This window comes from Thermoanaerobacterium sp. CMT5567-10, from assembly GCF_030534315.2.
Lineage (GTDB): Bacteria > Bacillota > Thermoanaerobacteria > Thermoanaerobacterales > Thermoanaerobacteraceae > Thermoanaerobacterium.
Genome location: NZ_CP130558.2, coordinates 283590 through 306899, shown reverse-complemented (window position 1 = coordinate 306899; position 23310 = coordinate 283590). Strand labels below are relative to the sequence as shown.

Here is a 23310-nt window from a genome sequence, read left to right as displayed (position 1 = left end):
GCTATTGCCTGTTTTTTTTTATAATTTATGCTATAATATTATTGAACATAATTGTAATTAATTCTAATTTAAAATGGTAGTGTAAGTGTTTAGAAAACGTTAAGCTGAAAATTGTTGCTTATATGGGAGTGAAATTGTCCCACGTGACTGATATAGTATCACCTAATGTTTAGGAGGCTAAAATATTGTGGATGAGAGTGTTGCTATTTATCTTGTTTCAGACTCCAGCATAGATACGGCAGAACATGTTGCTGCAATAGCTGCTTCTAGATTTGGCACCAATATAAATCAGATGAAAAAGTTTCCTTATGTTGGTGATAAAAATCAAATCGATGAAATAGCTATTGATGCATCAAATAACAAAAATAGTCTTATAATACATACGATGGTAGTTGATGAGTTAAAAAGACATTTGCTCAATAAAGCTAGACAATATAATTTACGCATAGTAGATGTGATGGGACCGATTATGGATGCTATAGAAGGCACTACTGGCATACCGCCTTCAGAGTTGTTTTTTCCTAAAAGGAAATTGGATGAAGATTACTTTAGAAAGATGGATGCAATTGAATTTGCGGTAAAACATGATGATGGGAAAGATATAAATGGTATATTACTGGCTGATGTTGTGATATTAGGTGTATCCAGGACTTCAAAGACACCGTTATGTATGTATCTTGCACATAAATACATTAAGGCTGCTAATTTTCCACTTGTACCTGAAGTAGATCCACCGAGGGAGTTATTTGAGATAGATCACAATAAAATATTTGGACTTATGATAAACATCGATAATTTGGTAGAAATACGAAAAGAAAGGCTTAAATCATTAGGGCTAGATTCTACAGCAGTTTATGCTGCTAAAGATAGAATAATTAAAGAGCTCAATTATGCTAAGGAGGTGATGGAGAAGTTAGATTGTACAGTTATAGATGTAACAAATAAGGCTGTTGAAGAAACGGCAAGTATAATATTAAATAAAATTAATAAAGGAGGACTATAAATGGCAAAGAAGTATGTCTATTTATTCAGCGAAGGTAATGCATCAATGAGAAATCTACTTGGTGGAAAAGGAGCAAACCTTGCAGAAATGACAAACCTAGGTTTGCCTGTGCCACAAGGATTTACGGTAACAACAGAAGCTTGTACTAAATATTATGAAGATGGCAAAAAAATATCAGATGAAATAGTAGAAGAAATATACAAAAACATGGCTATTCTAGAGCAAATAAATAACAAAAAGTTTGGTGATAAGAAAAATCCGCTATTGGTTTCAGTGCGTTCAGGTGCAAGAGTTTCTATGCCTGGAATGATGGATACGATCTTAAATCTTGGATTAAATGATGATACAGTTATAGGACTCGCTGAAGCTACAAATAACGAGAGATTTGCTTATGATAGCTATAGAAGATTTATTCAAATGTTCTCTGACGTTGTTATGGGCATTGATAAAAATAAATTTGAAGCAATCCTTGATGCTGTAAAAGAAGAAAACGGAGCAAAATACGATACAGATCTAACTGCAGAAAACTTAAAAGAAGTTGTAAAGAGGTATAAAGAACTGTATAAGCAAGAGATGGGCGTTGAATTCCCGCAAGATCCAAAGGTTCAGCTACTCGAAGCTGTTAAAGCCGTATTTAGATCATGGGATAATCCAAGAGCTATTGTATACAGAAGGTTAAATGACATACCTGGCGATTGGGGCACTGCTGTAAATGTCCAGACAATGGTATTCGGCAATATGGGAAATGACTCAGGTACAGGTGTTGCATTTACAAGAAATCCTGCTACTGGTGAAAAAGCCTTGTTTGGTGAGTTCTTAATGAATGCTCAAGGCGAAGATGTTGTTGCAGGTATAAGAACGCCACAGCCAATTTCTACTTTAAAAGACATAATGCCTGAAGTGTACAATCAGTTTACAGAAATTGCAAACAAGTTAGAAAATCACTACAGAGATATGCAAGATATTGAGTTTACTATAGAAAGATCAAAGCTTTACATGCTTCAAACTAGGAATGGAAAGAGAACTGCTCAAGCAGCATTGAAAGTCGCAATAGATTTGGTAAATGAAGGATTAATTGATGAAAAAGAAGCAGTATTGAGGGTCGATCCAAAACAGCTTGATCAGTTATTGCATCCAATGTTTGACGCAGAAGCACTAAAAGCAGCAAAACCAATTGCAAAAGGCTTACCAGCATCACCAGGTGCAGCTGCAGGAAAGGTATATTTTACAGCAGATGATGCAGTTGAAGCTGCAAAAGGTAGAGGAGAGAAAGTAGTTCTTGTTAGAATGGAGACATCACCTGAGGATATTGAAGGTATGGCTGCCGCACAAGGTATTTTAACAGGCCGCGGTGGTATGACATCCCATGCTGCTGTTGTTGCTAGAGGAATGGGAACATGCTGTGTAGCTGGTTGTAGTGCAGCTTTGATAGATGAAAATCAAAAGATAATGAAGATCGGTGATATTATAGTTAAAGAGGGAGATTACATATCAATTGATGGAAGCACCGGCAATGTATATTTAGGAGAAATAAAGACTGTTCCGCCTTCTTTGACAGGTAACTTTGCAACTCTGATGAGTTGGGCAGATAAATATAGAAAATTAAAAGTTAAAGCAAATGCCGATATTCCAAGAGATGCAAAAGTTGCAGTAAACTTTGGCGCCGAAGGAATAGGCCTTTGCAGAACAGAGCATATGTTCTTTGCTGAAGATAGAATACCTGCTATGAGGGAAATGATAGTATCAAAGACCGAGGAGCAAAGAAGAAATGCCTTGAATAAACTTCTTCCTATGCAAAGGTCTGACTTTGAAGGATTGTTTGAGGCTATGGGAGAACATCCTGTTACAATACGTCTTCTTGATCCACCACTACATGAATTCTTACCACATGAAGATGATGACATAAAAGCATTGGCTGATGAAATGGGAATGACATTTGAGGACCTTAAAGCGACTGTAGAAAGCCTGAAAGAATTTAACCCAATGCTTGGTTTTAGAGGATGTAGACTTGCTGTTAAGTACCCTGAAATAGCTGAGATGCAGACAAGGGCTATAATTGAAGCAGCAATAAACGTATCAAATAAACTTGGCATTAGTATTGAGCCACAGATAATGATACCTCTTATAGGCGATGTAAAAGAAATGAAATATGTAAAAGAGTTTATAGTAAAAACTGCCGATGAAGTATTGAAAGAGAAGAATGCTAATCTTAAGTACCAAGTTGGAACAATGATTGAAGTTCCAAGAGCTGCTCTTACAGCAGATGAAATTGCAAAAGAAGCTGAATTCTTCTCATTTGGTACAAATGACTTGACACAGCTTACATTTGCATTCTCAAGAGATGATGCTGGTAAATTCTTAGAATCATACTATGACAAAAAGATATACGAGTTTGATCCTTTTGCAAAGCTTGATCAAAATGGTGTAGGCAAGCTTGTTGAAATGGGTACAAAATTAGGTAGACAAACGAGACCTGATTTAAGTGTAGGTATATGCGGAGAACATGGTGGAGATCCATCGTCAATTGAATTCTGCCATAAAGCAGGTCTTGACTATGTATCATGCTCACCTTTCAGAGTGCCTATTGCAAGACTTGCTGCTGCACAAGCTGCAATAAAGGATGAAAAATAAATAACTTAGAAAAGTGTAACTTTTTAGGCTGCTGGCATATTTTGTCAAGCAGCCTTTTACATATTGCTTTTAATTATTTTGCCATTTTTATCTATAACTTTATATTTCCCTGTGTAAAAATCAATAAAAATCATTGGATATGAGCTGTATTTATTTGTTAATATCCCCCAATAAACTAAATCCTTTCTAGGATTTTCTGTTGTCTCGTGTTTCAACTCTATTTTCCAAATATCGGCGCATAACTTATTATTATTTACAATTGATATTGCATCTTCTCTTGAAATACCATCTTTTGAGTTGACAATATATTCTAAATGTGGATTAAAAAAATGAATTTGATTTATAAAATAAATATTTTTATTACCGTTACTGTCAATAGCATTTACTACAGTTAATGGTCTACCAATATTATTGAAATGTAAAGAGGTAATTTTAACTGTATGCCCTTCATAAATAACTATAGAAATTGCTTGTATTTGTCTTAAAAAAAGCAATATAAAAAAACAGGTTATTAAAATAAATAATAACAGTATTTTGTGTTTCTTTTTTATAATAATACCCTCCTTAGAATTTTAGCAAGCCTAATAATAAGCTGCTACTGATCCTTACTTAATTTTACACTATTATCATATGTAAAATCAAATATTTCCTTGGATTTTGATTTTTATCTATTTTATTACAATTTATTGATTTATTCCTTTAATTTTTTGAAGGATTTTTTGTATTTTAATAGAATATATATGTTAAGTAAATAACAATAAGTTTATGGAGTGAGGTATTTATGGACAATGAAACTATAATAAAAAGAGGATGTAATGAATTAATTTTCTCATATGGGGAATCATTGCTTATGAATATCAAACCAGATAAAAAATCGTTCGATATGAAGATTGATGAAGAAAAATTGATAAGATATAAAAAGGAAAATAGTTATTTAATATCTTTACTTGATAATTTCATTAGAAAAAGTACTAGATATAAATTTCTTATTGCAAATGGGTATTTCTTTATTTTGTGCGATAAAAATGGTTATATAATTAAGCTTATATATGATGATCAATTAATTGATTACTTTAATGAATTGCATTTTTCAGAAGGTAACAGTTTAAGAATTGAAGACTGTGGTGTAAATGCAGTTAATCTTGCTATGAAACACAAAAGACAAGCTGAATTATGTGGTAAGGATCATTATTGCGATTTATTCAGGAACTGGTATTGTACAGCCATACCAATATTTGATAGTTTAAATGGAGAAATAATTGCATATCTTGATATTTCATGTATTAATATTTCAAGTATTAAGGAGCAAGGTATTATGCTTAAGAATATTGCAATGTACATAGAAGAAATGATTATGTATAGATATGGAAAATGTAATGTTATAGATAAGAGACTAAGTTTAACAGAAAAATCAATATTGTCATTTTTAGCATGTGGTATGGATAGAAAAGAAATAATGTATGAAATGAATATTTCAGAAACAACGTTAAGACGGCATATTAATAAATTAAAATTTAAATTTAAGGCAAAAAATGATATTACATTAGTCTTAAATGCTATAGATGCTGATATAATAGATACTAGAGGTAGGTTGTTATAAAAATATTTTAAATACTGAAATATTTTATGAAAATAACCACTCATGCTTTCGACCATGTTCGACAAATATTGACTAAAAAATCGACGAATTTGGTAACTTTTCAAGCTTGTACAAATGTTTATAATAGTAAATGAACAGAAAACGGCCGTTGGATGTTTAATAATAAACACAGGAGGTAATGATGAATGTTAAAATTATACAGAAGAGTTTTTGCAAAAAAGACTGTAGCGCTACTTCTTGCTATGCTAGTACTGTTAGTATTTCGGTAATATGTCAAGGGATGATTGAAAAAAATTAAAAAAATTTTTTAAAAAAACAGCTAAAAAAGAGCATAGCAAAGCTAACCATTACTAAAAACAGCAATGGGAATATATGTTAATTATGGAAATAGTATATTATGTTAGTATTTACAATCATCTCCTTTCATTGCTGGTGGTTTATAAAGTTTTTCTTCGCGCAGCAGAGCAAAGACTAACCTTACAGCTTTGCGTGCCGTTAAAACTAAAGCACGTTTGTGTTTATGAGTTTTACTTTCATTAAATTTGCGAGCATAGTATTGTGAAAACTCAGGACAATATTTCCTAAGTTGGTCGGCTGCTTGAATAAAGTAATATCTGAGATATTCATTACCAGTGCGTTTTAAATAAGTGTCCTCCGCTTTAAAATCCGCAGACTGGTATTCTGACCAATATATGCCGGAAAACTTTGCAAGGGCATTATCATTATCAAACCTTGATATTCCGCCTATCTCAGATATTAGGCCAGCTGCTATAGTTGGACCAATGCCATTTACTGAAGTAAGACAAAGAAATTGATTCTTAAATCCTTTGACTTCATTGGCAATGGTCTTTTCAGAAGCTTTCTTCTGCTTTTCAAGATACTGTATATTATCAAGACAAGACTTGATAACAAAATTCAAAGAATCATTTACATTAGCGTTGATTCTATAAGATTTGCGTACAGCATCTTGGAGTAATTTAGCCGTAGCATTAGGGTCATTAAAATGGTCTCTGCCTTTATCAACTAAAAAGGCAATAAGATCTTCAAGCGGTCGAGCCGCAATATCATCAAGAGTTAAAAACTCATTAAATATTTCAGTAGCAGCCGCACCAAAATTATTACTAAAAACTTTAATCTGACATAAGCCACTAAATTTAAGAAACAGATTACTTAGGAAATAATTTTTCTCCCTGACAATACTATCAACAATGTGAAAGCGATGGCGGGTAAGCCTTTGGAGAGCAAGATATCTAAAATCTACAGGACAAGATTTAGGAAGCCTTCCAAACCTTAATTTTTCAGCAATAACAAAAGCATCAACCCAGTCATTCTTAGGCAAATCGCCAAGAGACTTTTTAAAAGCCTTGACAGTATTAGCATTAAAAGTAGTTACAGAAGGATTAAAAGGCTTCAAGGAAGCATGGTCAGCTAAATAATACTGAATATGCCAACCATAGACTGAAGTAGATTCTAGACCAATAAAAACCTTCTGAACGTTGTATTTATTACAACAATCCAAGATATGAGACACTAAAATATTGCAACCAGAAGGATTATTATCTACAGAAAAACGAGAGCAAGCATCATTACCGTCTTGGTCTAGAATATGAACCTTGACATCATCCAAGCTTATATCCATGCCTACGAAAAGTTTATTCAAGGCTATAGCACCTCCTTTCAAAGGTAATGGTGTAGATTGAAAGTTAATTTGAGATAACCTAGCGACCAGATTATGTAGCAACCTCGCAATTAGCTATTAGTATATAAACCTGAATCCTCTGCTGCCAGGGGTTTATATACGACAAAGCAGATTTCGCGTGAGAAAAGGCAAATCTGGTGTAGGGACCATACTTTAAAGAGCGGAAAAACCGCATGGAGGACAAAAGCCTGTCCCATATTAACTTTACAGTATAATAATGCTACAAGTTATCTCAAAAGTAAACATAAAGGCCGTAAAATAAAAGATGTGGCGGCCTGTGCCATGTACTTAATTTGATATTTTAGATACATGGCAATAGATGTGATTTCAAAATAATGTTTTAAAGAAAAAGAGGTAATTTCCAATTATCAATGTGCTTTATTAAATTTTAAGATGTGAGACAAATTTATTGTCTACAAAAATAATTATACGAGGAGGTATAATATCAGCAAGCGCACAAACGTTAAATGTTCAAGGAAAAGATAAAATTTCAATGTCTGTTTCAAATGATACAAAGACATTGAATATCACTAGAAATGGACATAATGTATTGACTGTGACAAGGAAGAGTTCTTTCGACGGTGTGGTTAACTTTAAAGATTCAAAAGGCAAAACATCTACTGTGGCTATTAAAGTAACTCCAATTTCGAATAATCAATATGACATAACAATAACAGATGAGGAAAGTTTGAAGACATTTCATGTGACAAGCAAAATTAATCCACTTGCGGATTACTTGTTTAATAAGAATTCTTTAAAAATAGAAAATAATCAACAAGAACCGGATGCGTTAGCGTATTATCTTCTTACAGGTAAAACACCAGATCTTAATTCTATTGCGTCGTCAATTTTTAGTGGAGAGACATTAAGAGAGGTACTTAACTATATAAGAAATAACTGGAAATACTTATGTGATCTTTATAATTCTGCAGGCTTTTGGGCTGTTGTTTATACTATAGTTTATGCTCCTGAAATAGCTGCAGGTATTGGCATAGCAGCGGCTACAGCTTTAGTGTCTTAGTTTACTAATAATTATTTACACACATATAGAGATGAGAGGATGATTGTAATTGATTCTTTTGGCAGAATTAGCGGCGTGGATAGTCCGCGCCGCTCTTATATCTTGGTGTTTTTCTGGAGTAGAAGTTTTTGCATTATTAACACCACTTGAACAAGGATTCTTACATACTAATTTTTCAAGGTATCTTTTATTTTTTATATCTAGTTTATTTATAAATATTTTAGCATCGGGATTACCTGAATTAAAATCGATTAAAATGCGTCCAATCTGCAAGAAAGAAGAGTATTATTTTACGAATACATGGACAACACTTAATTTTCTTCTTCAAGGTTCAAAGAATCAGAAGATTAAAAAAAATATAATTGTATTATCAGGCTTAAAGAAAATTTGCATACCAATAGACATGAGTCACTTATTTATTGAAAATATAGAACCTATAAGAAAAGTCGAATATATAAAAACAATAATTATCATGATAATAGGTTTAGTATTAATGATTATTGCACCAATTGGAATAATAAAACTTTATGATTATATTGCAACTGTTTTGATACTGTTAGGTATGCCTGAAAAATTTTCAGGACATATAATATTTGATACCAGTATAATATTATTTTATTTTTATTTTATTGGGCCATATGTATTTTCTACATCAAATTATAAAAACTCATCTGCTGTTATATTTAGTAAACAGATTTTAAATAATGGTAATTATGCTGTCTATGAAAGTCCTATAATGCCTTTTTTGCAAGGTTGTCCGCTGGGGATGGCGCATAAGGGAAAAATTTTTGTTAATTCCCTTATATCTAAAAATCAAAATATTTTACGTTATGTAATTGCCCATGAAGAAGGCCATATTAAGGATCGTTATAATAATATGATGAGGAATTTTTTTTCACCTGTAATTTTTCCATGGGGTGTTTATATTTCTGTGTTAATTATTGATTATTTACATTTTATGAAAAAATTACATTATGATTATTGGGAATTGATTATTGTAGCAGTATCTGTGATTTGTTTAATATTAATAATTTTTATACAAATCGAACAAAAGTGTCAGCAACGAGCAGACGAGTTTGCTATCAGAAAAATAGGCATTGATAATGCGATAAAAGCCTTGCAAGAGTTAGCATATGGAGATATTATGTTACCGGAAAAATATAAATATAGATATAGGACCCAAGCTATTAAATTAATAGAGAGGTTAAAGCAAAAATGAAAGTGATAAAAATTATTAAAAAAAGTAGATATTTTAATATGATCCCATTAATTATTACTTTAATACCAATTTTAATGGGAATAATTAGCGGATTAAGAGTTAGACCAAATGATGAAATTAGTAGTGGCATTTTAGATATATTAAATCGAATGGGTATTTTTGAAAAACCTGAATTGAGAAATTTATGGATAAAAATAATAATTCATAATCTTTCTTTATCTTTACTGGTTGGGATACTAGGGCTTATTAGTGGCGGTCTTTTCACTATCCTGTATCTCTTTAGTTGGTGGTCTTTATGGATAGAAACAATTAAAATTAATTCAGTTGCTAAATGTTTTTTTGTTATACCAGAGTCAATTGGTATTACATTTGTTGTACTTTTTTCAATGTATATTGGGTTGAATTACCTTGTTTATAGAAAATACAGTAAATATCAAATTGCTTCATTTTTAATAGGCATAGCATTAATTGTAATGGGGGGAGTGATAGAACAATATGAAGTCATGGCTTTTATCAAGTAAAAAGATATATCATGCTTCATTTAAACAAATTTTTTTACTATTAATTTTTATCTTTATATCAATAGCTGTAACAGTGTTAGGTCAGTTTAAATCTTTTACAGGTAATAGCAAAGTGTTTTTCGAAAGTGGATTCATTATGCTTAGTATAGTATACTTTTTTAAATTCGTTTACTTATATCCAATATTAGTAATAATAAGATTAATTAGAGTAAAAGAAAAACATAATAATTTATTGGTTTCTAGTGTTGCAATTATTTTATTAGCATTTGTGCCACTAACGTTGGTATGGGCTATAATGTCATTATTTAATTTAATTGTGTTAAATATCCCATGGAGTATATACTCTAACACATATATTTGGATGAATGCAATACTGCTTCCAATTACACTTTTCTACAGTTATTGGAAGTATACAGATTCTAATATTATTGATTCGTTATTAGATTCAATGATATTGTCTGGATTAGCATTAATAATACCTTTAATTCATATTTAAAAAATGAAAATTATTTTATAGTTTTTCTTCAATATTTCACATTTTAAATGTTATAATTATAATAGATAAATGGAAAATTAACTATGTAAGAAATTTGGCTAATATTAATATGTTAGACTTAATTTAATAGATTGAGAGGAATCGGTATGAATTTTAAGGATAAATTGTTAGAGCTTTTTAATGACGAAAATTACAAACCCTCAAGGATTGAAAATATTTTAAAAATGCTTGATGTGGATTACAGTCAAAAAGGAATTGTTGAAGATCTATTGAAGGATTTAGAGAAAGATGGGACAATATATAAAACAAAAAATGAAAAGTATGCTTTATCAGAAAGACTTGATATAATAAAAGGCAAAATAGATGCCACATCTAGAGGTTTTGCTTTTCTGATACCTGAAAATGAAAACATTAAGGATATATTTATTTCTAAAGACAATTTAAACAGTGCAATGCAGAATGATATTGTATTGGTTCGTATAATAAAAAAAGTAGAAGGAAAGAAGTGGGAAGGAGAAGTTGTAAAAATACTCAAGAGGGTTAATTCTACCATTGTCGGCACTTTTGAGAAAAACCGCAACTTTGGTTTTGTAGTTCCCGATGATAGAAGCATCACACAAGATGTATTTATTTCAAAATCTGACACCATGAATGCCGAAGATGGCATGAAGGTGGTAGTTAAGATAACTAAGTGGCCGGAAAAGCGGAGAAGTCCTGAAGGAAAAATAATTGAAATTTTAGGTAGGAAAAATGATCCTGGAGTAGATGTACTGTCAGTGATTCGCTCATACAACATACCTGAAGAATTTCCAAAGAAAGTCATGAAAGAAGCAGAAAATATAGAAGAGAAAATATCAGGTGAGGAGATATCAGGAAGGATAGATTTGCGCCATTTAAATATTGTAACGATAGATGGAGAAGATGCAAAAGACCTTGATGATGCTGTGGCAGTAGAGAAGCTTGATAGCGGCGATTATGTACTTTATGTCAGCATTGCAGACGTCAGTCATTACGTCAAAGAAGGTTCTGAGCTTGATAAGGAAGCTTTAAATAGAGGCTGCAGCGTGTACTTTATAGATAGAGTCATACCGATGTTGCCACACAGATTGTCAAACGGTATATGCAGTCTCAATCCGTCTGAGGACAGATTGACACTTACGGTAAAGATGAAGATAGACAAAAACGGTAATGTTGTAGATCACGATATATTTGAAAGCATAATACGCAGCAAAGAAAGAATGACATATACTAATGTGTACAAAATCTTAGAAGAAAATGATGATGAGTTAAAAGAGCGATATAAAGATTTAATAGAAGATTTTAATAATATGAGAGATTTAGCAGAAATACTTTTAGAAAGAAGGAAAAGGCGCGGTAGTGTAGACTTTGATTTTGAAGAAGCAAAAATAATTGTTGACGAAAATGGGAAGCCTGTTGATATTGTAAAAGTTGAAAGGAATATAGCACATAGAATAATAGAAGAATTTATGCTTGTTGCAAATGAGACAGTTGCCGAACACATGCATTGGATTAACGTGCCATTTGTGTATAGAGTTCATGAGCATCCGGATATGGAAAAGTTGATGGCATTTAATAAATTCATACACAATTTAGGTTATCATATAAAAGGCATCGGAGGAGATGAGATACATCCAAAAGCATTGCAAGAGCTTATAAAGCAAGTGAGAGGCAAGAATGAACAAAGAGTCGTTGAGACGCTTTTATTAAGGTCATTGAAGAGGGCTAGATACAGTCCAGAGGATTTAGGTCATTATGCACTTGCAACGCAGTATTATACACACTTTACATCACCTATAAGAAGGTATCCTGATCTGATAATTCATAGGATTATTAAAGAGAATATTCATGGAAAATTGAATGAGAAGCGGCAGGAACATTATAACAAAATATTAAATGACATTTCATTAAAAGCTTCTGAAAGGGAAAGAGCAGCGGATTCTGCAGAGAAAGAAATAGAAGATTTGAAGAAAGTAGAGTACATGAAAGAAAGAGTTGGAAATGTTTATAAGGCCATAATTGCAAATGTGACAAATTACGGATTTTTTGTAGAGCTAGACAACACAGTAGAAGGATTAGTCGATATTGATACCCTTGATGATGATTATTACCATTATGATGATGAAACATATACGTTGATAGGAGAAAGAACGAAAAGAAAGTTTTCTATAGGTGACGTTGTGTATGTAAAAGTAGTAGGTGCTAACGTAGATAGGAGAGAAATAGATTTTGTCTTGGCGTCTCCTGATGAAGCCAATAAAGATAAAGACGCTTGACAGGAGATTTTAATATGTTATAATAGATAAGCAAAGACCCTATTTGTTTGACACAAGTAGGGTGATTTTGTGAAAAAGGTGTTTATCTTATGACAAGCGAAAATATTAAAGTATTAGCACAGAATAAGAAAGCCAGTCATGATTATTTTATTGATGAAGTTTATGAAGCGGGTATTGTGCTTTTTGGTACAGAAGTCAAATCTGTCCGCATGGGCAAAGTTAATTTAAAGGACAGCTTTGCACGTATTGAAAACAACGAAGTTTTCTTATACAATATGCATATAAGCCCATATGAAAAAGGCAATATATTTAATAAAGATCCTCTTAGAACAAGGAAATTGCTTCTAAACAGGAGAGAAATAAATAAATTGACTGGTTATGTTACTCAAAAAGGCTATACATTAGTACCACTAAGAGTTTATTTAAAACATGGACTCGTAAAAATTGAGTTGGCTGTAGCTAGAGGTAAGAAATTATATGATAAAAGAGAAGATATGGCAAGAAGAGATGCTAAAAGGGAAATAGAAAGGCATTTTAAAGAAAGCCAACATATATAAATATGGGGGTGTACTGGTTTCGACGGGGGCAGTCGAGGTAAAAGTAGCGAGTCGAGGTTCCATCTGCTCGTTAAACGGTGGACTTAAAAATAAACGCAAACAACGATAATTTAGCTTACGCTGCTTAATTAATAAGCAGCCGTTCAACCTTTGATTCCCACATCAAAGGATTGGGCGTCGATTTAGTGGGGAACTGATTTATCAAAGCTTTGAGATAAATCGGATTTTATGAAGCTACTGAAGCAGTTATCCTGTCACTGGGAGAACTGCGGAGGGAATGTAAAAACAGTGACTGCGCTCGGAGAAGCTTTTACTGTGACGCCTTCGGACCGGGGTTCGACTCCCCGCACCTCCACCATACATATAAACTTTTCGTCTGGGGACGTAGCTCAGTTGGGAGAGCACCACAATGGCATTGTGGGGGTCGAGAGTTCAAGTCTCTTCGTCTCCATTGTGAAATTTCAAGGATTTCGTTCAAATATAGAAGTATCGAAATCCTTTTTAATTTTTTATAAAACCAATTAAAATAAAAAAACTATTGGGATTGCACCCAATAGTTTTTTTAGTATATAGAATATTTTACACATAGAATAGCATATCTGCGTATGTTGGAAGTGGCCAAATTTCAGCATCAACTAAAGTTTCTAATTTATCGCCTATTTCTCTCAGTTCTCCCATTTTAGTAAATACTTCGTCTCTATAATATTTTGCAATAGCAAAAGAATCATTTTCAATGTTGCTTGCGCTGTTTACTGCATTTTCAAGGTTATCAATTCTTTTCTTGAATTCTGCTGCCAGCGAGGAAACCTCAGCCAACAAATCTGATTGTGCATCAATTTTAACGTCTAATCCAGTACTTTTTGCTGCATTTACGGAATCAGCAACTTCTTTTATAAATTTAATAACTGCTGGCAATAATTGTCTCTTAGCAATATCAAGCGTTGTTAATGCTTCTATGTTTATCGTCTTTGCATAGTTTTCTAGCATTATTTCATAGCGAGACTCTAATTCGACTTTGTTTAATACACCGTGTTTCTCCATGACTTTTACATTTTTGTCTTTCAAAAGAGCAGGTATAGCATCAACTGTTGAAGAGATATTTGGAAGACCTCTCTTTTCAGCCTCTTTAACCCATTCTTCTGAATATCCATTTCCATTAAATATAATGCGTTTGTGGTTTGTGACAATCTCTTTCAGTATTTTTTGAACTTCTTCATTAAAGTTATTAGCATTTTCTAGCCTATCGGCAACTTCTGATAGAACTTCTGCAACAATAGTATTTAAGATGTAATTTGCAGTTGCTATAGATGATGATGAACCTACCATTCTAAATTCAAACTTGTTTCCTGTAAATGCAAATGGAGATGTTCTATTTCTATCTGTTGAATCTTTATGGAGTGTAGGCAGTGTTGTTACTCCTATTTTTAATTCTCCACATTGTTTAGAGTTTGTAGCACTGCCACTTTCACTTATTTGCTCTAAGATATCTGTTAGTTGTTCACCTAGGAATATTGAAATTATTGCTGGTGGAGCTTCGTTTGCACCAAGCCTATGGTCATTTCCAGGTGTTGCACATGACACTCTGAGTAGGTCTGCGTATTCGTCAATTGCTTTAATTACAGAGCACAAAAATACTAAAAATTGTGCATTTTCATGTGGTGTTGTACCAGGATCTAAAAGATTTAAACCGTCATCTGTGCTCATAGACCAGTTATTATGTTTTCCAGAGCCATTTACACCTGCAAATGGTTTCTCATGTAACAAACATACCAGATCATTTCTCAAAGCGACTTTTTTCATTGTGTCCATTGTTAATTGATTGTGGTCTGTTGCTATGTTTGTTGTGTTGAAAATTGGTGCTAATTCGTGCTGAGCCGGGGCAACTTCATTATGTTCCGTTTTAGCGGATATACCAAGTTTCCAAAGTTCTTCATTAAGCTCCTTCATAAATGTGGAAACTCTTTCTCTTATTGTTCCAAAATAATGATCTTCCATTTCTTGCCCTTTAGGTGATTTGGAACCAAATAATGTCCTTCCTGTTAAGATGAGGTCTTTGCGTTTTTCGTATAATTTTTTGTCTATCAAGAAATATTCTTGTTCTGGTCCAACTGTAGTAATTACTTTTTTTGATGTTGTATTGCCAAATAATCTTAATACACGTAAAGCTTGCTTTGACAAAGCTTCCATCGAACGCAATAACGGCGTCTTTAAATCTAATGCTTCACCTGTATATGAACAAAATGCTGTTGGGATGTAAAGAACATTATCTTTAACAAATGCTGGAGATGTACAGTCCCATGCAGTATAACCTCTTGCTTCAAATGTAGCTCTCAATCCGCCTGAAGGGAACGATGATGCGTCAGGCTCGCCTTTAATAAGTTCTTTGCCTGAAAATTCTGTTATAACTTTTCCATCTGGTGTAGGTGAAATAAAAGATTCGTGCTTTTCTGCAGTAATACCTGTCAATGGCTGAAACCAGTGTGTAAAATGTGTTGCTCCTTTTTCAATAGCCCAATCTTTCATTGCATTTGCGACTACGTCAGCAACTTTTGGGTCAAGAGGAAGCCCTTCATCGATTGTTTTTCTTAAAGCATTGTAAGTTTGTTTTGGCAGGCGTTCTCTCATGACTGCGTCATTAAATACATTTTCGCCAAAAATAGTTTTTAATGAGTTCTCTTGCATAAAGATCCCCTTTCATTTAAATAATAGTAAATATGGTAAATATAAGTAAAACAAAACAAGGGTAACATTAATACACATCTTAAATATTAATGAAACACCCTTGTCTCATTTATTAACTATTAAATTTTTATACAAAATAATTAATTAAATATTAGCATAAAATTCTTACGAATGCAAGTATCTTTAAAAACTCATTGTACAAATTTTTCTTGGATACATTGTAAAGATATAATTAATATGCAACTCTTTTAAATTTAGCTAACCATATGTTTTAAATTTATGATAAAATAAATTTAAAAGCCAAAATTAAAAGAAGGAAAAATTGATTTTTTATAGAATATTATCATAGGTGGTTATATGAAAAAGATACTTAATGTTTTTATAGTATTGATTGTTCTACTATACATAGGAAAAGTTTCTATAAACACCATAAGCGGCAGAGATAAAACTGTTCCACTTAGATATGGTACTTTGTCTGAGTCAATAAAGACAGATGGTTACATAGTACTGGATGAGATGATAATAGATTCACCGATTGATGGTAAGTTAAATATGATTGTTGAAGATGGGACAAGAGTCCCAAAAGGGAAAGAAATAGCAGAAGTTGTATCTCAGTCTTTTGATAAGGAAAAATTGGCCGAGCTAAATTCAGTCAACAAGAAAATACAAGATATAAAAAGCGATAAGGCTTTAAATCCATATGTGAATGACATAGAAAGCTTAAACAGTCAAATAGACGAATTAAATAAGGAATACAAAGAATCAAAAGATAGTAAAGTTACAAATAATATAAAGAAGAAAATTGAAGATTTGATGAGTAAAAAAGAGCAGATTTTAAAAAATGGTCCTGCGTCGGTCCGAAATCTGGACGAGCTTTATAGCCAAAAAAAGGAATTGGAATATATTATTTCTCAAAATTTATACAAAATTTATTCGCCTGAAGCGGGTATTGTAAGCAATTTTTTTGATGGTTATGAAGATATATTGGATGTTAATAAACTATTTAACGTAAATAACAATGATATTAATTTGATAAAAAAAGAACCAATAGAACGGACAGGTTCTGTAAAACAAGGTGAGCCAATAGTTAAGTTGATAAATAATTATAATTGGTATATATTGGTTGTTTTAAACAATGATGAAAGGAAAAAGTTAAAAGAAGGAAAAGATGTAAAAATAGACATTATTGAAGAAAATGGGCAATTATTGGATGGAAATATTGTAAAAATTTATTCGATATCTGAAAATTCTCATATAGCCGTTATAAGCATGAAAGATGCTTACAGCGATTTTTATAAAAAACGAAAAGTTAGTGTTAATTTGATAATAAATGATTATGATGGTTTTATAGTGCCAAACTCATCTATCGTATATGAAAATGGCAAATATGGGATTTACAAATTAGGTGATAATGATTTACCTGTTTTTAAAGAAATAAGCATTAAAGCACAAAACAATGAAAATGCGATAATAGAAAGCAAAGATGACAGCTTAAAAATGTATGATCAGATTCTAGTAAATGGAAAAGATTATTTAAAGAAGTAAGAGGGGTATTTATGGATATACGTTTGAATATCGAAGAAATAAAAAATAATATTAAAGTAAATGCACAAAAGGCAAATAGAAATCCAGACGATATTTTAATTATGGCTGTTACAAAAACGGTAGATGTAAAGAGAATACAAGAAGCAATAGACAATGGAATAACAGATATTGGTGAGAATAAGGTCCAAGAGCTAATTGATAAGTATCCTGCTTTAAAGGATAAAGTTCAGTTTCACTTTATAGGTCATCTTCAAACTAATAAGGTAAAATACATAATAGATAAAGTTAAGATGATACATTCACTTGATAGTGTACATCTTGCACAAGAAGTAAATAAAAGAGCGTATAACAATAATATTGTGATGGATTGCCTTGTTGAAGTAAACATAGGCTCAGAGGAATCTAAATACGGTATCGATCCTTTGAACGTAATAGATTTTATTAAAAGCCTTGAATCTTTTGATAATATTAGAATAAGGGGACTGATGACGGTAGCTCCTTTTCTGGAACCAGAGCAAGTTAGACCTTATTTTAAAAAGATGAAGGAGTTATTTGATTGTGCTAAAAGAATTAGTCAAAAAAATGTAGACTTTAAATATTTATCTATGGGTATGACAAATGATTATACAGTTGCTGTTGAAGAAGGTTCAAATATAGTACGTATAGGCACAGGAATTTTTGGTAAAAGATTATATAATATGGAGGTAAAATAAATGGCTGCCAAAGTAATCGAGAGATTGATGAATTTTTTTGGCTTTGACGAACAAGAAGATGAAAGCATAGAGGAAAAGGTTGAAAATGAGATACCGTTTAATAAAAAACCTAAGATAGTAAATATACATACGCAATCACAGATAAAAGTCATCATTTTAAAGCCAGAGAATTTTGAACAAGCACAAACTATACTAGACAATATAAAGAATAAAAAGCCTATGATAATTGATCTTCAAAATATGGAAAGAAATGACGCACAAAGGCTTATTGATTTTTTGAGTGGTGCTATTTTTGCTTTAAATGGTGAAATCAAGAAAATCGCTAATAGTATATTTTTAATCGTGCCAGATAATTTCGATATAGCAGGTGATATACAAGATGAAGTAGATTCTATGTTTAATCTAAAATAAATAAGGAGGGTATGATTTGACAACAAATTATGCATTGGTGTTAACACTAAATTACTTTTTTGAAATTGTAAATTGGCTCATCTTAATAAGGGTGATACTATCTTTGTTAAGAATGGAAAATATGAGTAATCCTATATCACGATTTGTGATTACAGTCACAGAGCCTATATTGGATCCGTTTAGAAGATTACAATTTAAATCATCGATTGGACGAAGCATGATGATAGATTTTTCACCAATATTAGCGATGTTGGTTATACAGTATATTATAAGGCCAATTATAATTAATATAGTTTCATTAATATGAATTAATAAGTTTTAAAAGGTGAAGATATGGATTACAGTATAGCAAGGCTAGAAGATATAGCAAAATGGGTTCAGAAAAATAAACGAGATAGGTATACCGATTTTTTAAGCTTGAGGGATCAAAAAATACTGCTAAAGTTGATGACACAATTTGACGATATAAATTGTGGGTTTATTGGCGGATTTGATGCAGCCGAAAGAAAGATAGCACATATATATCCCAAATTTAGAAACGCAGTAGATGCATACAAAGCACCGATAAGTGCCATTAGAATAAACGGTGATTTATCGAAATTATCCCATAGAGATGTGTTAGGCTCCATCCTTGGGTTAGGTATAAAAAGAGATAAAGTTGGCGATATAATAAAAAGACAAGAGAGTTGTGATATTGTTGTTCATAATGATATAGCCAGTTATATCTTGATAAATTTACATAAGATAGGCAAAGAGAGGGTTAATGTATACTCAATAAATTTGGATGAAATCATGGAGCCGGAAGTAAAATACGATGATATAAATACAACTGTTGCATCTATAAGATTAGACAGCATTATTGCTTCAGGATTTAAATTATCCAGGACGAAAGCATCTGAATTGATAAAAGCTGGTTTGGCCGAAGTTAATTGGGAAACGAAGTTAGAGCCTTCTTTTGAAGTTAAAGAAGGTGATATCATATCTTTAAGAGGTCATGGTAGAATTAAGTTTGAAGCTGTTGGTGGTACAACTAAAAAAGGTAGAATATATGTTAATATTTTGAAATATAAGTAACAAAAGAATATAAGGAGTGAGAATCATGTTAACACCTATGGATATACATAACAAGGAATTTAAGCGGTCATTCAGGGGATATAATGAAAATGAAGTCGATGAATTTTTAGATAAAGTGATGGAAGATTATGAGCTACTGTATAAGGAGAATTCGGATCTGAAAGATAGGGTTAACATCTTAAACGATAAGTTGCAAAATTATACAGATATAGAAAAGACGCTAAATAATACTTTAGTCGTTGCACAAAAATCTGCAGAAGATTTAAAACAAAATGCAAAAAAAGAAGCTGACTTAATTATACAGCAGGCACATCAGGAAGCAGAAAAGATTATGCAAAAAGCAAATCAAGAAGTTGTGAGAATAAGGACGGAACTTGAAAATCAGAAAAGAAAGCTTAATATTTTTAAGGCTAAATTTAAGGCTCTTCTTGAAGGAGAACTAGAGGCTGTATTATCGATTGATGATAGAGAATTTTTTGACGAGGAGCAGGATGAGAAAAACGATGAGGAATAGGCTTGCTGTAATCGGTATATTAGTTCTAAATAGAGAATTAACATCTGAGAAAGTAAATCGTATTTTAAGCGAGTATGCCAATATAATTGTTGGAAGAATGGGTATTCCGTATAAAGAAAGAAATGTGTCAATAATATCTATTATTGTTGACGGAACGACAGATGATATTGGAGCTTTAACTGGGAAGCTTGGAAGCATTGAAGGTGTCAAAGTGAAATCAGCTATTACTATTTAATATGTTGACGTACTTTTCTAATTATTGTATAATTATTTAAAATGTGAAAAGCGATGATGAGGACAATTTATGCAAATTAAACTTTTAAGAGAGTTGGCGGTTGGTGTAAGCCAATAAGTTTATTTGACATATATCACCTCGAAGCTGCTGGCTGAAATTTTAGTAAGCTAAGCCGGGATATACCCGTTATTCGATGAGTGATTAAGGCTTGACCTTAATAATTAGGGTGGTACCGCGACTTCTCGTCCCTGTGGGTGAGAGGTTTTTGTTTTTTAATGTTTTTTATTTAATTATAGGAGGTATACTGATGGATTATAACAAAACATTAAATTTGCCTAAGACAGATTTTCCAATGAAGGCGAATCTGCCTTTGAGAGAGCCGGAGATATTAAAAAAATGGGATGATATGGATATATATCATAAATCATTAAATAAAAATAAGGGGAAGGAAAAATTTATTCTTCATGATGGACCGCCATATGCCAACGGGGATATACATCTTGGTACAGCCATGAATAAAGTTTTAAAAGATATGATTGTAAAATATAAAACAATGAGAGGCTTTGATGCACCATATGTGCCAGGTTGGGATACCCACGGTTTGCCAATTGAACAGCAGGCAATAAAAACACTGGGCATAAAAAGAAATGAAGTAGGTCCTGTTGAGTTTAGAAAGGTCTGTCGCGATTTTGCCTTTTCACAAATTGAAAAGCAAAAGTCGCAGTTTATAAGGTTAGGAGTCAGAGGTGACTGGCAAAACCCTTATTTGACATTAAAACCAGAATATGAAGCAAAGCAGATAGAAGTATTTGGTGAAATGGCTAAAAAAGGGTACATCTACAAGGGATTAAAACCTGTGTATTGGTGTACTGACTGCGAAACAGCTTTAGCAGAAGCTGAAATAGAATACTCAGATGAGACCTCAGATTCAATCTATGTTAAATTTAGAGTAATTGATGATCTTGGAAAGTTCAAAGGAATTGTTGATGACCTAAATAATTTGTATTTTGTAATCTGGACTACGACAACTTGGACTATACCTGCCAACCTTGCTATATGTTTAAATCCGGAATTTGATTATGTGCTAGCCAAATATGGAAAAGAGATCTACATAATGGCGAAAGACATGCTTGATGATATAGAAAGGGAAACAGGCCTTGAGAATCGTGAGGTAATTGCGACATTTAAAGGTAAAGATTTAGAAGGGATGAGAGCTAAACATCCTTTATTTGACAGAAGTTCGCTTATTATATTAGGTGATCATGTAACATTAGAAGCTGGTACAGGATGTGTTCATACTGCACCAGGCCATGGTGAAGAAGACTTTATAGTTGGACAGAAATATGGTCTTGATGTTTTGAATCCTGTTGACGATAAAGGTCGCTTTACAGAAAAAGCCGGGAAATACAAAGGATTATTCTATGCTGATGCCAATAAAGTCATAAAAGAGGATTTGGAAAAAGTCAATGCTTTATTAGCGTCAAAAACATTAACTCACTCGTATCCACATTGCTGGAGATGCAAAAATCCTGTTATATTCCGTGCTACAGAGCAATGGTTTGCTTCTGTTGATGGGTTTAGAGATGAAGCTTTAAATGCAATAAGAGAAGTAAACTGGATTCCTGAATGGGGCGAAGACAGGATTACAAATATGGTTAGGGATAGACATGACTGGTGTATCTCGAGGCAGAGGATATGGGGTGTCCCGATTCCGATTTTCTATTGTAAACATTGTGGTAAAGAATTGATTAATGATGATACAATAAATGCAGTTAAAAAATTGTTTGGTGAAAAAGGCTCTGATGCTTGGTATGAATACACAGCAGAAGAAATATTGCCGAAGGGTACAAAATGTGAATGTGGTTCTACAGAGTTTAGAAAAGAAACAGATATAATGGATGTTTGGTTTGATTCTGGTTCAAGCCATGTGGCGGTTTTAGAAACTACTGAAGGTCTTAGGTGGCCTGCAGATTTATACCTTGAGGGTTCTGACCAGCATAGAGGATGGTTCCAGTCATCGCTTTTAACGTCTGTTGCTACAAGAGGAATGGCACCATATAAAAACGTGTTGACACATGGATTTGTCGTAGACGGTGAAGGACGCAAGATGTCAAAATCTCTTGGAAACGGCATAGATCCTGCTGATGTAGTAAAAGAGTACGGAGCAGATATATTAAGACTGTGGGCTGTTTCTGCTGATTTTACTTCTGATATGAGAATATCAAAAGAAATTTTAAAGCAGATGACGGAATCATATAGAAAGATAAGGAATACAGCTAAGTTCCTCTTAAGCAATTTGTACGATTTTGATGCTGATAAAGATGCTTTACCGTACGAAGAGCTTCTTGATATAGACAAATGGGCCCTTTACAAGTTCAATGAGCTTATTAAGGATGTAACGTCGTCTTTTGATAGATACGAATTTTACGATTTTTTGCATCTTGTTCACACGTTCTGCATTGTAGATATGAGCAATCTGTATCTTGACATACTAAAGGACAGGCTTTATACATTTCCTGCTGCATCTAAAGAAAGGCGAGCAGCTCAGACGACGTTATATACAATATTAGACGGTTTTGTAAGAATTATAGCGCCAGTATTGACATTTACAGCAGATGAGATATGGAGCTATATGAAACATGATGCAAATAATAATTACGAAAGCGTTCAATTAGCTGATTGGCCACAGCCTAATGATGCATATGATAATAAAGAGATAGTTGAAAAGTGGAACAAATTATTTGACATAAGAAAAGATGTCTCAAAAGCTTTAGAGATATCACGTGCCAATAAAGAAATAGGTCACTCATTAGAAGCACAGGTTGATATATACGCATCAAGCGGTTTGTACGAATTTTTGAAGCAGTTTGAAGAAGATCTTAATACGGTATTTATCGTATCGAATACGGTTCTTCATAATGAGGATGACAATATACCTGATAATTCATATAGAAGTGAAGATTATAAACTAGCAATTAAAATTAGCCATGCGCCAGGTGAAAAATGTGAAAGATGCTGGATGTACAGTGAAACAGTAGGAACGGATAAAGAACATCCAACGATTTGTGCAAGGTGTGCTTCACATATTTAAAAGG

20 protein-coding genes, 1 tRNA gene, 1 other RNA gene and 1 other annotated feature are annotated in these 23310 nt (G+C 32.7%); of the genes, 19 read left to right on the top strand and 3 right to left on the bottom strand.

Annotated features, from left to right (window positions below; genetic code table 11):
• Positions 1–187 precede the first annotated feature (187 nt).
• Together Q2T46_RS01675 and ppdK are read left to right on the top strand one after the other, a co-directional pair.
• Complete coding sequence (locus tag Q2T46_RS01675) at positions 188–1003, top strand: pyruvate, water dikinase regulatory protein (RefSeq protein WP_303264538.1); 816 nt, start codon at positions 188–190, stop codon at positions 1001–1003.
• Positions 1004–3634 (top strand): pyruvate, phosphate dikinase, encoded by a 2631-nt coding sequence (gene ppdK, locus Q2T46_RS01670; protein ID WP_303264539.1) that lies wholly within the window; start codon positions 1004–1006, stop codon positions 3632–3634.
• 56 nt (positions 3635–3690) lie between these two features.
• On the opposite strand, the gene Q2T46_RS01665 is transcribed toward ppdK, so the two are convergent.
• Complete coding sequence (locus Q2T46_RS01665; protein ID WP_303264540.1) at positions 3691–4128, bottom strand: hypothetical protein; 438 nt, start codon at positions 4126–4128, stop codon at positions 3691–3693.
• Between the two features lie 287 nt (positions 4129–4415).
• Between Q2T46_RS01665 and Q2T46_RS01660 the strand changes: the two genes are divergently transcribed.
• A complete protein-coding gene (locus tag Q2T46_RS01660) occupies positions 4416–5234 on the top strand; it encodes a helix-turn-helix transcriptional regulator (RefSeq protein ID WP_303264541.1) in 819 nt (272 codons plus the stop codon).
• A gap of 400 nt (positions 5235–5634) precedes the next feature.
• Here the strand turns inward: Q2T46_RS01660 and Q2T46_RS01655 are convergent, their stop codons facing one another.
• Positions 5635–6873, bottom strand: coding sequence for an IS110 family transposase (locus tag Q2T46_RS01655; protein ID WP_174664688.1), 1239 nt, complete (start codon positions 6871–6873; stop codon positions 5635–5637).
• Positions 6874–7342: 469 nt separating this feature from the next.
• Here Q2T46_RS01655 and Q2T46_RS01650 point away from each other — a divergent pair, with 469 nt between their 5' ends.
• The 8 genes from Q2T46_RS01650 to Q2T46_RS01615 all read left to right on the top strand — a co-directional run bounded on the left by Q2T46_RS01650 (position 7343) and on the right by Q2T46_RS01615 (position 13492).
• Entirely contained in the window at positions 7343–7954 is a 612-nt protein-coding gene (locus Q2T46_RS01650; protein WP_303264542.1) for a hypothetical protein, read from the top strand.
• Between the two features lie 49 nt (positions 7955–8003).
• Positions 8004–9173, top strand: coding sequence for a hypothetical protein (locus Q2T46_RS01645; RefSeq protein ID WP_303264543.1), 1170 nt, complete (start codon positions 8004–8006; stop codon positions 9171–9173).
• Positions 9170–9694 carry a hypothetical protein gene (locus tag Q2T46_RS01640; RefSeq protein ID WP_303264544.1) on the top strand — a complete coding sequence of 175 codons (525 nt, stop codon included), beginning with the start codon at positions 9170–9172 and terminating at the stop codon, positions 9692–9694. The genes Q2T46_RS01645 and Q2T46_RS01640 overlap by 4 nt, the downstream gene beginning before the upstream one ends.
• Positions 9669–10190, top strand: a complete 522-nt coding sequence (locus tag Q2T46_RS01635) for a hypothetical protein (RefSeq protein WP_303264545.1) — start codon at positions 9669–9671, stop codon at positions 10188–10190. Before Q2T46_RS01640 ends, Q2T46_RS01635 begins: the two co-directional genes overlap by 26 nt.
• 146 nt (positions 10191–10336) lie before the next feature.
• Complete coding sequence (rnr, locus tag Q2T46_RS01630; protein WP_303264546.1) at positions 10337–12484, top strand: ribonuclease R; 2148 nt, start codon at positions 10337–10339, stop codon at positions 12482–12484.
• An 89-nt stretch (positions 12485–12573) separates the two neighbouring features.
• Entirely contained in the window at positions 12574–13041 is a 468-nt protein-coding gene (gene smpB, locus Q2T46_RS01625) for an SsrA-binding protein SmpB (protein ID WP_303264547.1), read from the top strand.
• A 4-nt stretch (positions 13042–13045) separates the two neighbouring features.
• Positions 13046–13399, top strand: a transfer-messenger RNA (tmRNA) gene (gene ssrA, locus Q2T46_RS01620).
• A 20-nt stretch (positions 13400–13419) separates the two neighbouring features.
• Positions 13420–13492 (top strand) — tRNA-Ala (locus tag Q2T46_RS01615).
• A 128-nt stretch (positions 13493–13620) separates the two neighbouring features.
• Here Q2T46_RS01615 and Q2T46_RS01610 read toward each other — a convergent pair.
• Complete coding sequence (locus tag Q2T46_RS01610; RefSeq protein WP_303264548.1) at positions 13621–15723, bottom strand: glutamine synthetase III; 2103 nt, start codon at positions 15721–15723, stop codon at positions 13621–13623.
• A 357-nt stretch (positions 15724–16080) separates the two neighbouring features.
• On the opposite strand from Q2T46_RS01610, the gene Q2T46_RS01605 reads away from it, so the two are divergent.
• The 8 genes from Q2T46_RS01605 (at position 16081) to ileS (ending at position 23306) form a co-directional block, all read left to right on the top strand.
• A complete protein-coding gene (locus Q2T46_RS01605) occupies positions 16081–17268 on the top strand; it encodes an HlyD family efflux transporter periplasmic adaptor subunit (RefSeq protein WP_303264549.1) in 1188 nt (395 codons plus the stop codon).
• 11 nt (positions 17269–17279) lie between these two features.
• Complete coding sequence (locus Q2T46_RS01600) at positions 17280–17981, top strand: YggS family pyridoxal phosphate-dependent enzyme (RefSeq protein WP_303264550.1); 702 nt, start codon at positions 17280–17282, stop codon at positions 17979–17981.
• Entirely contained in the window at positions 17982–18392 is a 411-nt protein-coding gene (locus Q2T46_RS01595) for a cell division protein SepF (protein WP_303264551.1), read from the top strand.
• 16 nt (positions 18393–18408) lie between these two features.
• Positions 18409–18699: a YggT family protein gene (locus Q2T46_RS01590; protein WP_013297704.1), complete on the top strand. Its 291-nt coding sequence runs from the start codon at positions 18409–18411 to the stop codon at positions 18697–18699.
• Between the two features lie 26 nt (positions 18700–18725).
• Complete coding sequence (locus Q2T46_RS01585) at positions 18726–19466, top strand: RNA-binding protein (RefSeq protein ID WP_132775316.1); 741 nt, start codon at positions 18726–18728, stop codon at positions 19464–19466.
• 25 nt (positions 19467–19491) lie between these two features.
• Positions 19492–19980, top strand: a complete 489-nt coding sequence (locus Q2T46_RS01580) for a DivIVA domain-containing protein (protein ID WP_013297706.1) — start codon at positions 19492–19494, stop codon at positions 19978–19980.
• On the top strand, positions 19970–20215 hold the full coding sequence (locus tag Q2T46_RS01575; RefSeq protein ID WP_303264552.1) for a TM1266 family iron-only hydrogenase system putative regulator: 246 nt from the start codon (positions 19970–19972) through the stop codon (positions 20213–20215). Before Q2T46_RS01580 ends, Q2T46_RS01575 begins: the two co-directional genes overlap by 11 nt.
• A 44-nt stretch (positions 20216–20259) precedes the next feature.
• Positions 20260–20468 (top strand) — a binding site (T-box leader).
• Positions 20469–20522: 54 nt separating this feature from the next.
• On the top strand, positions 20523–23306 hold the full coding sequence (ileS, locus tag Q2T46_RS01570; RefSeq protein ID WP_303264553.1) for an isoleucine--tRNA ligase: 2784 nt from the start codon (positions 20523–20525) through the stop codon (positions 23304–23306).
• Positions 23307–23310: the final 4 nt, after the last annotated feature.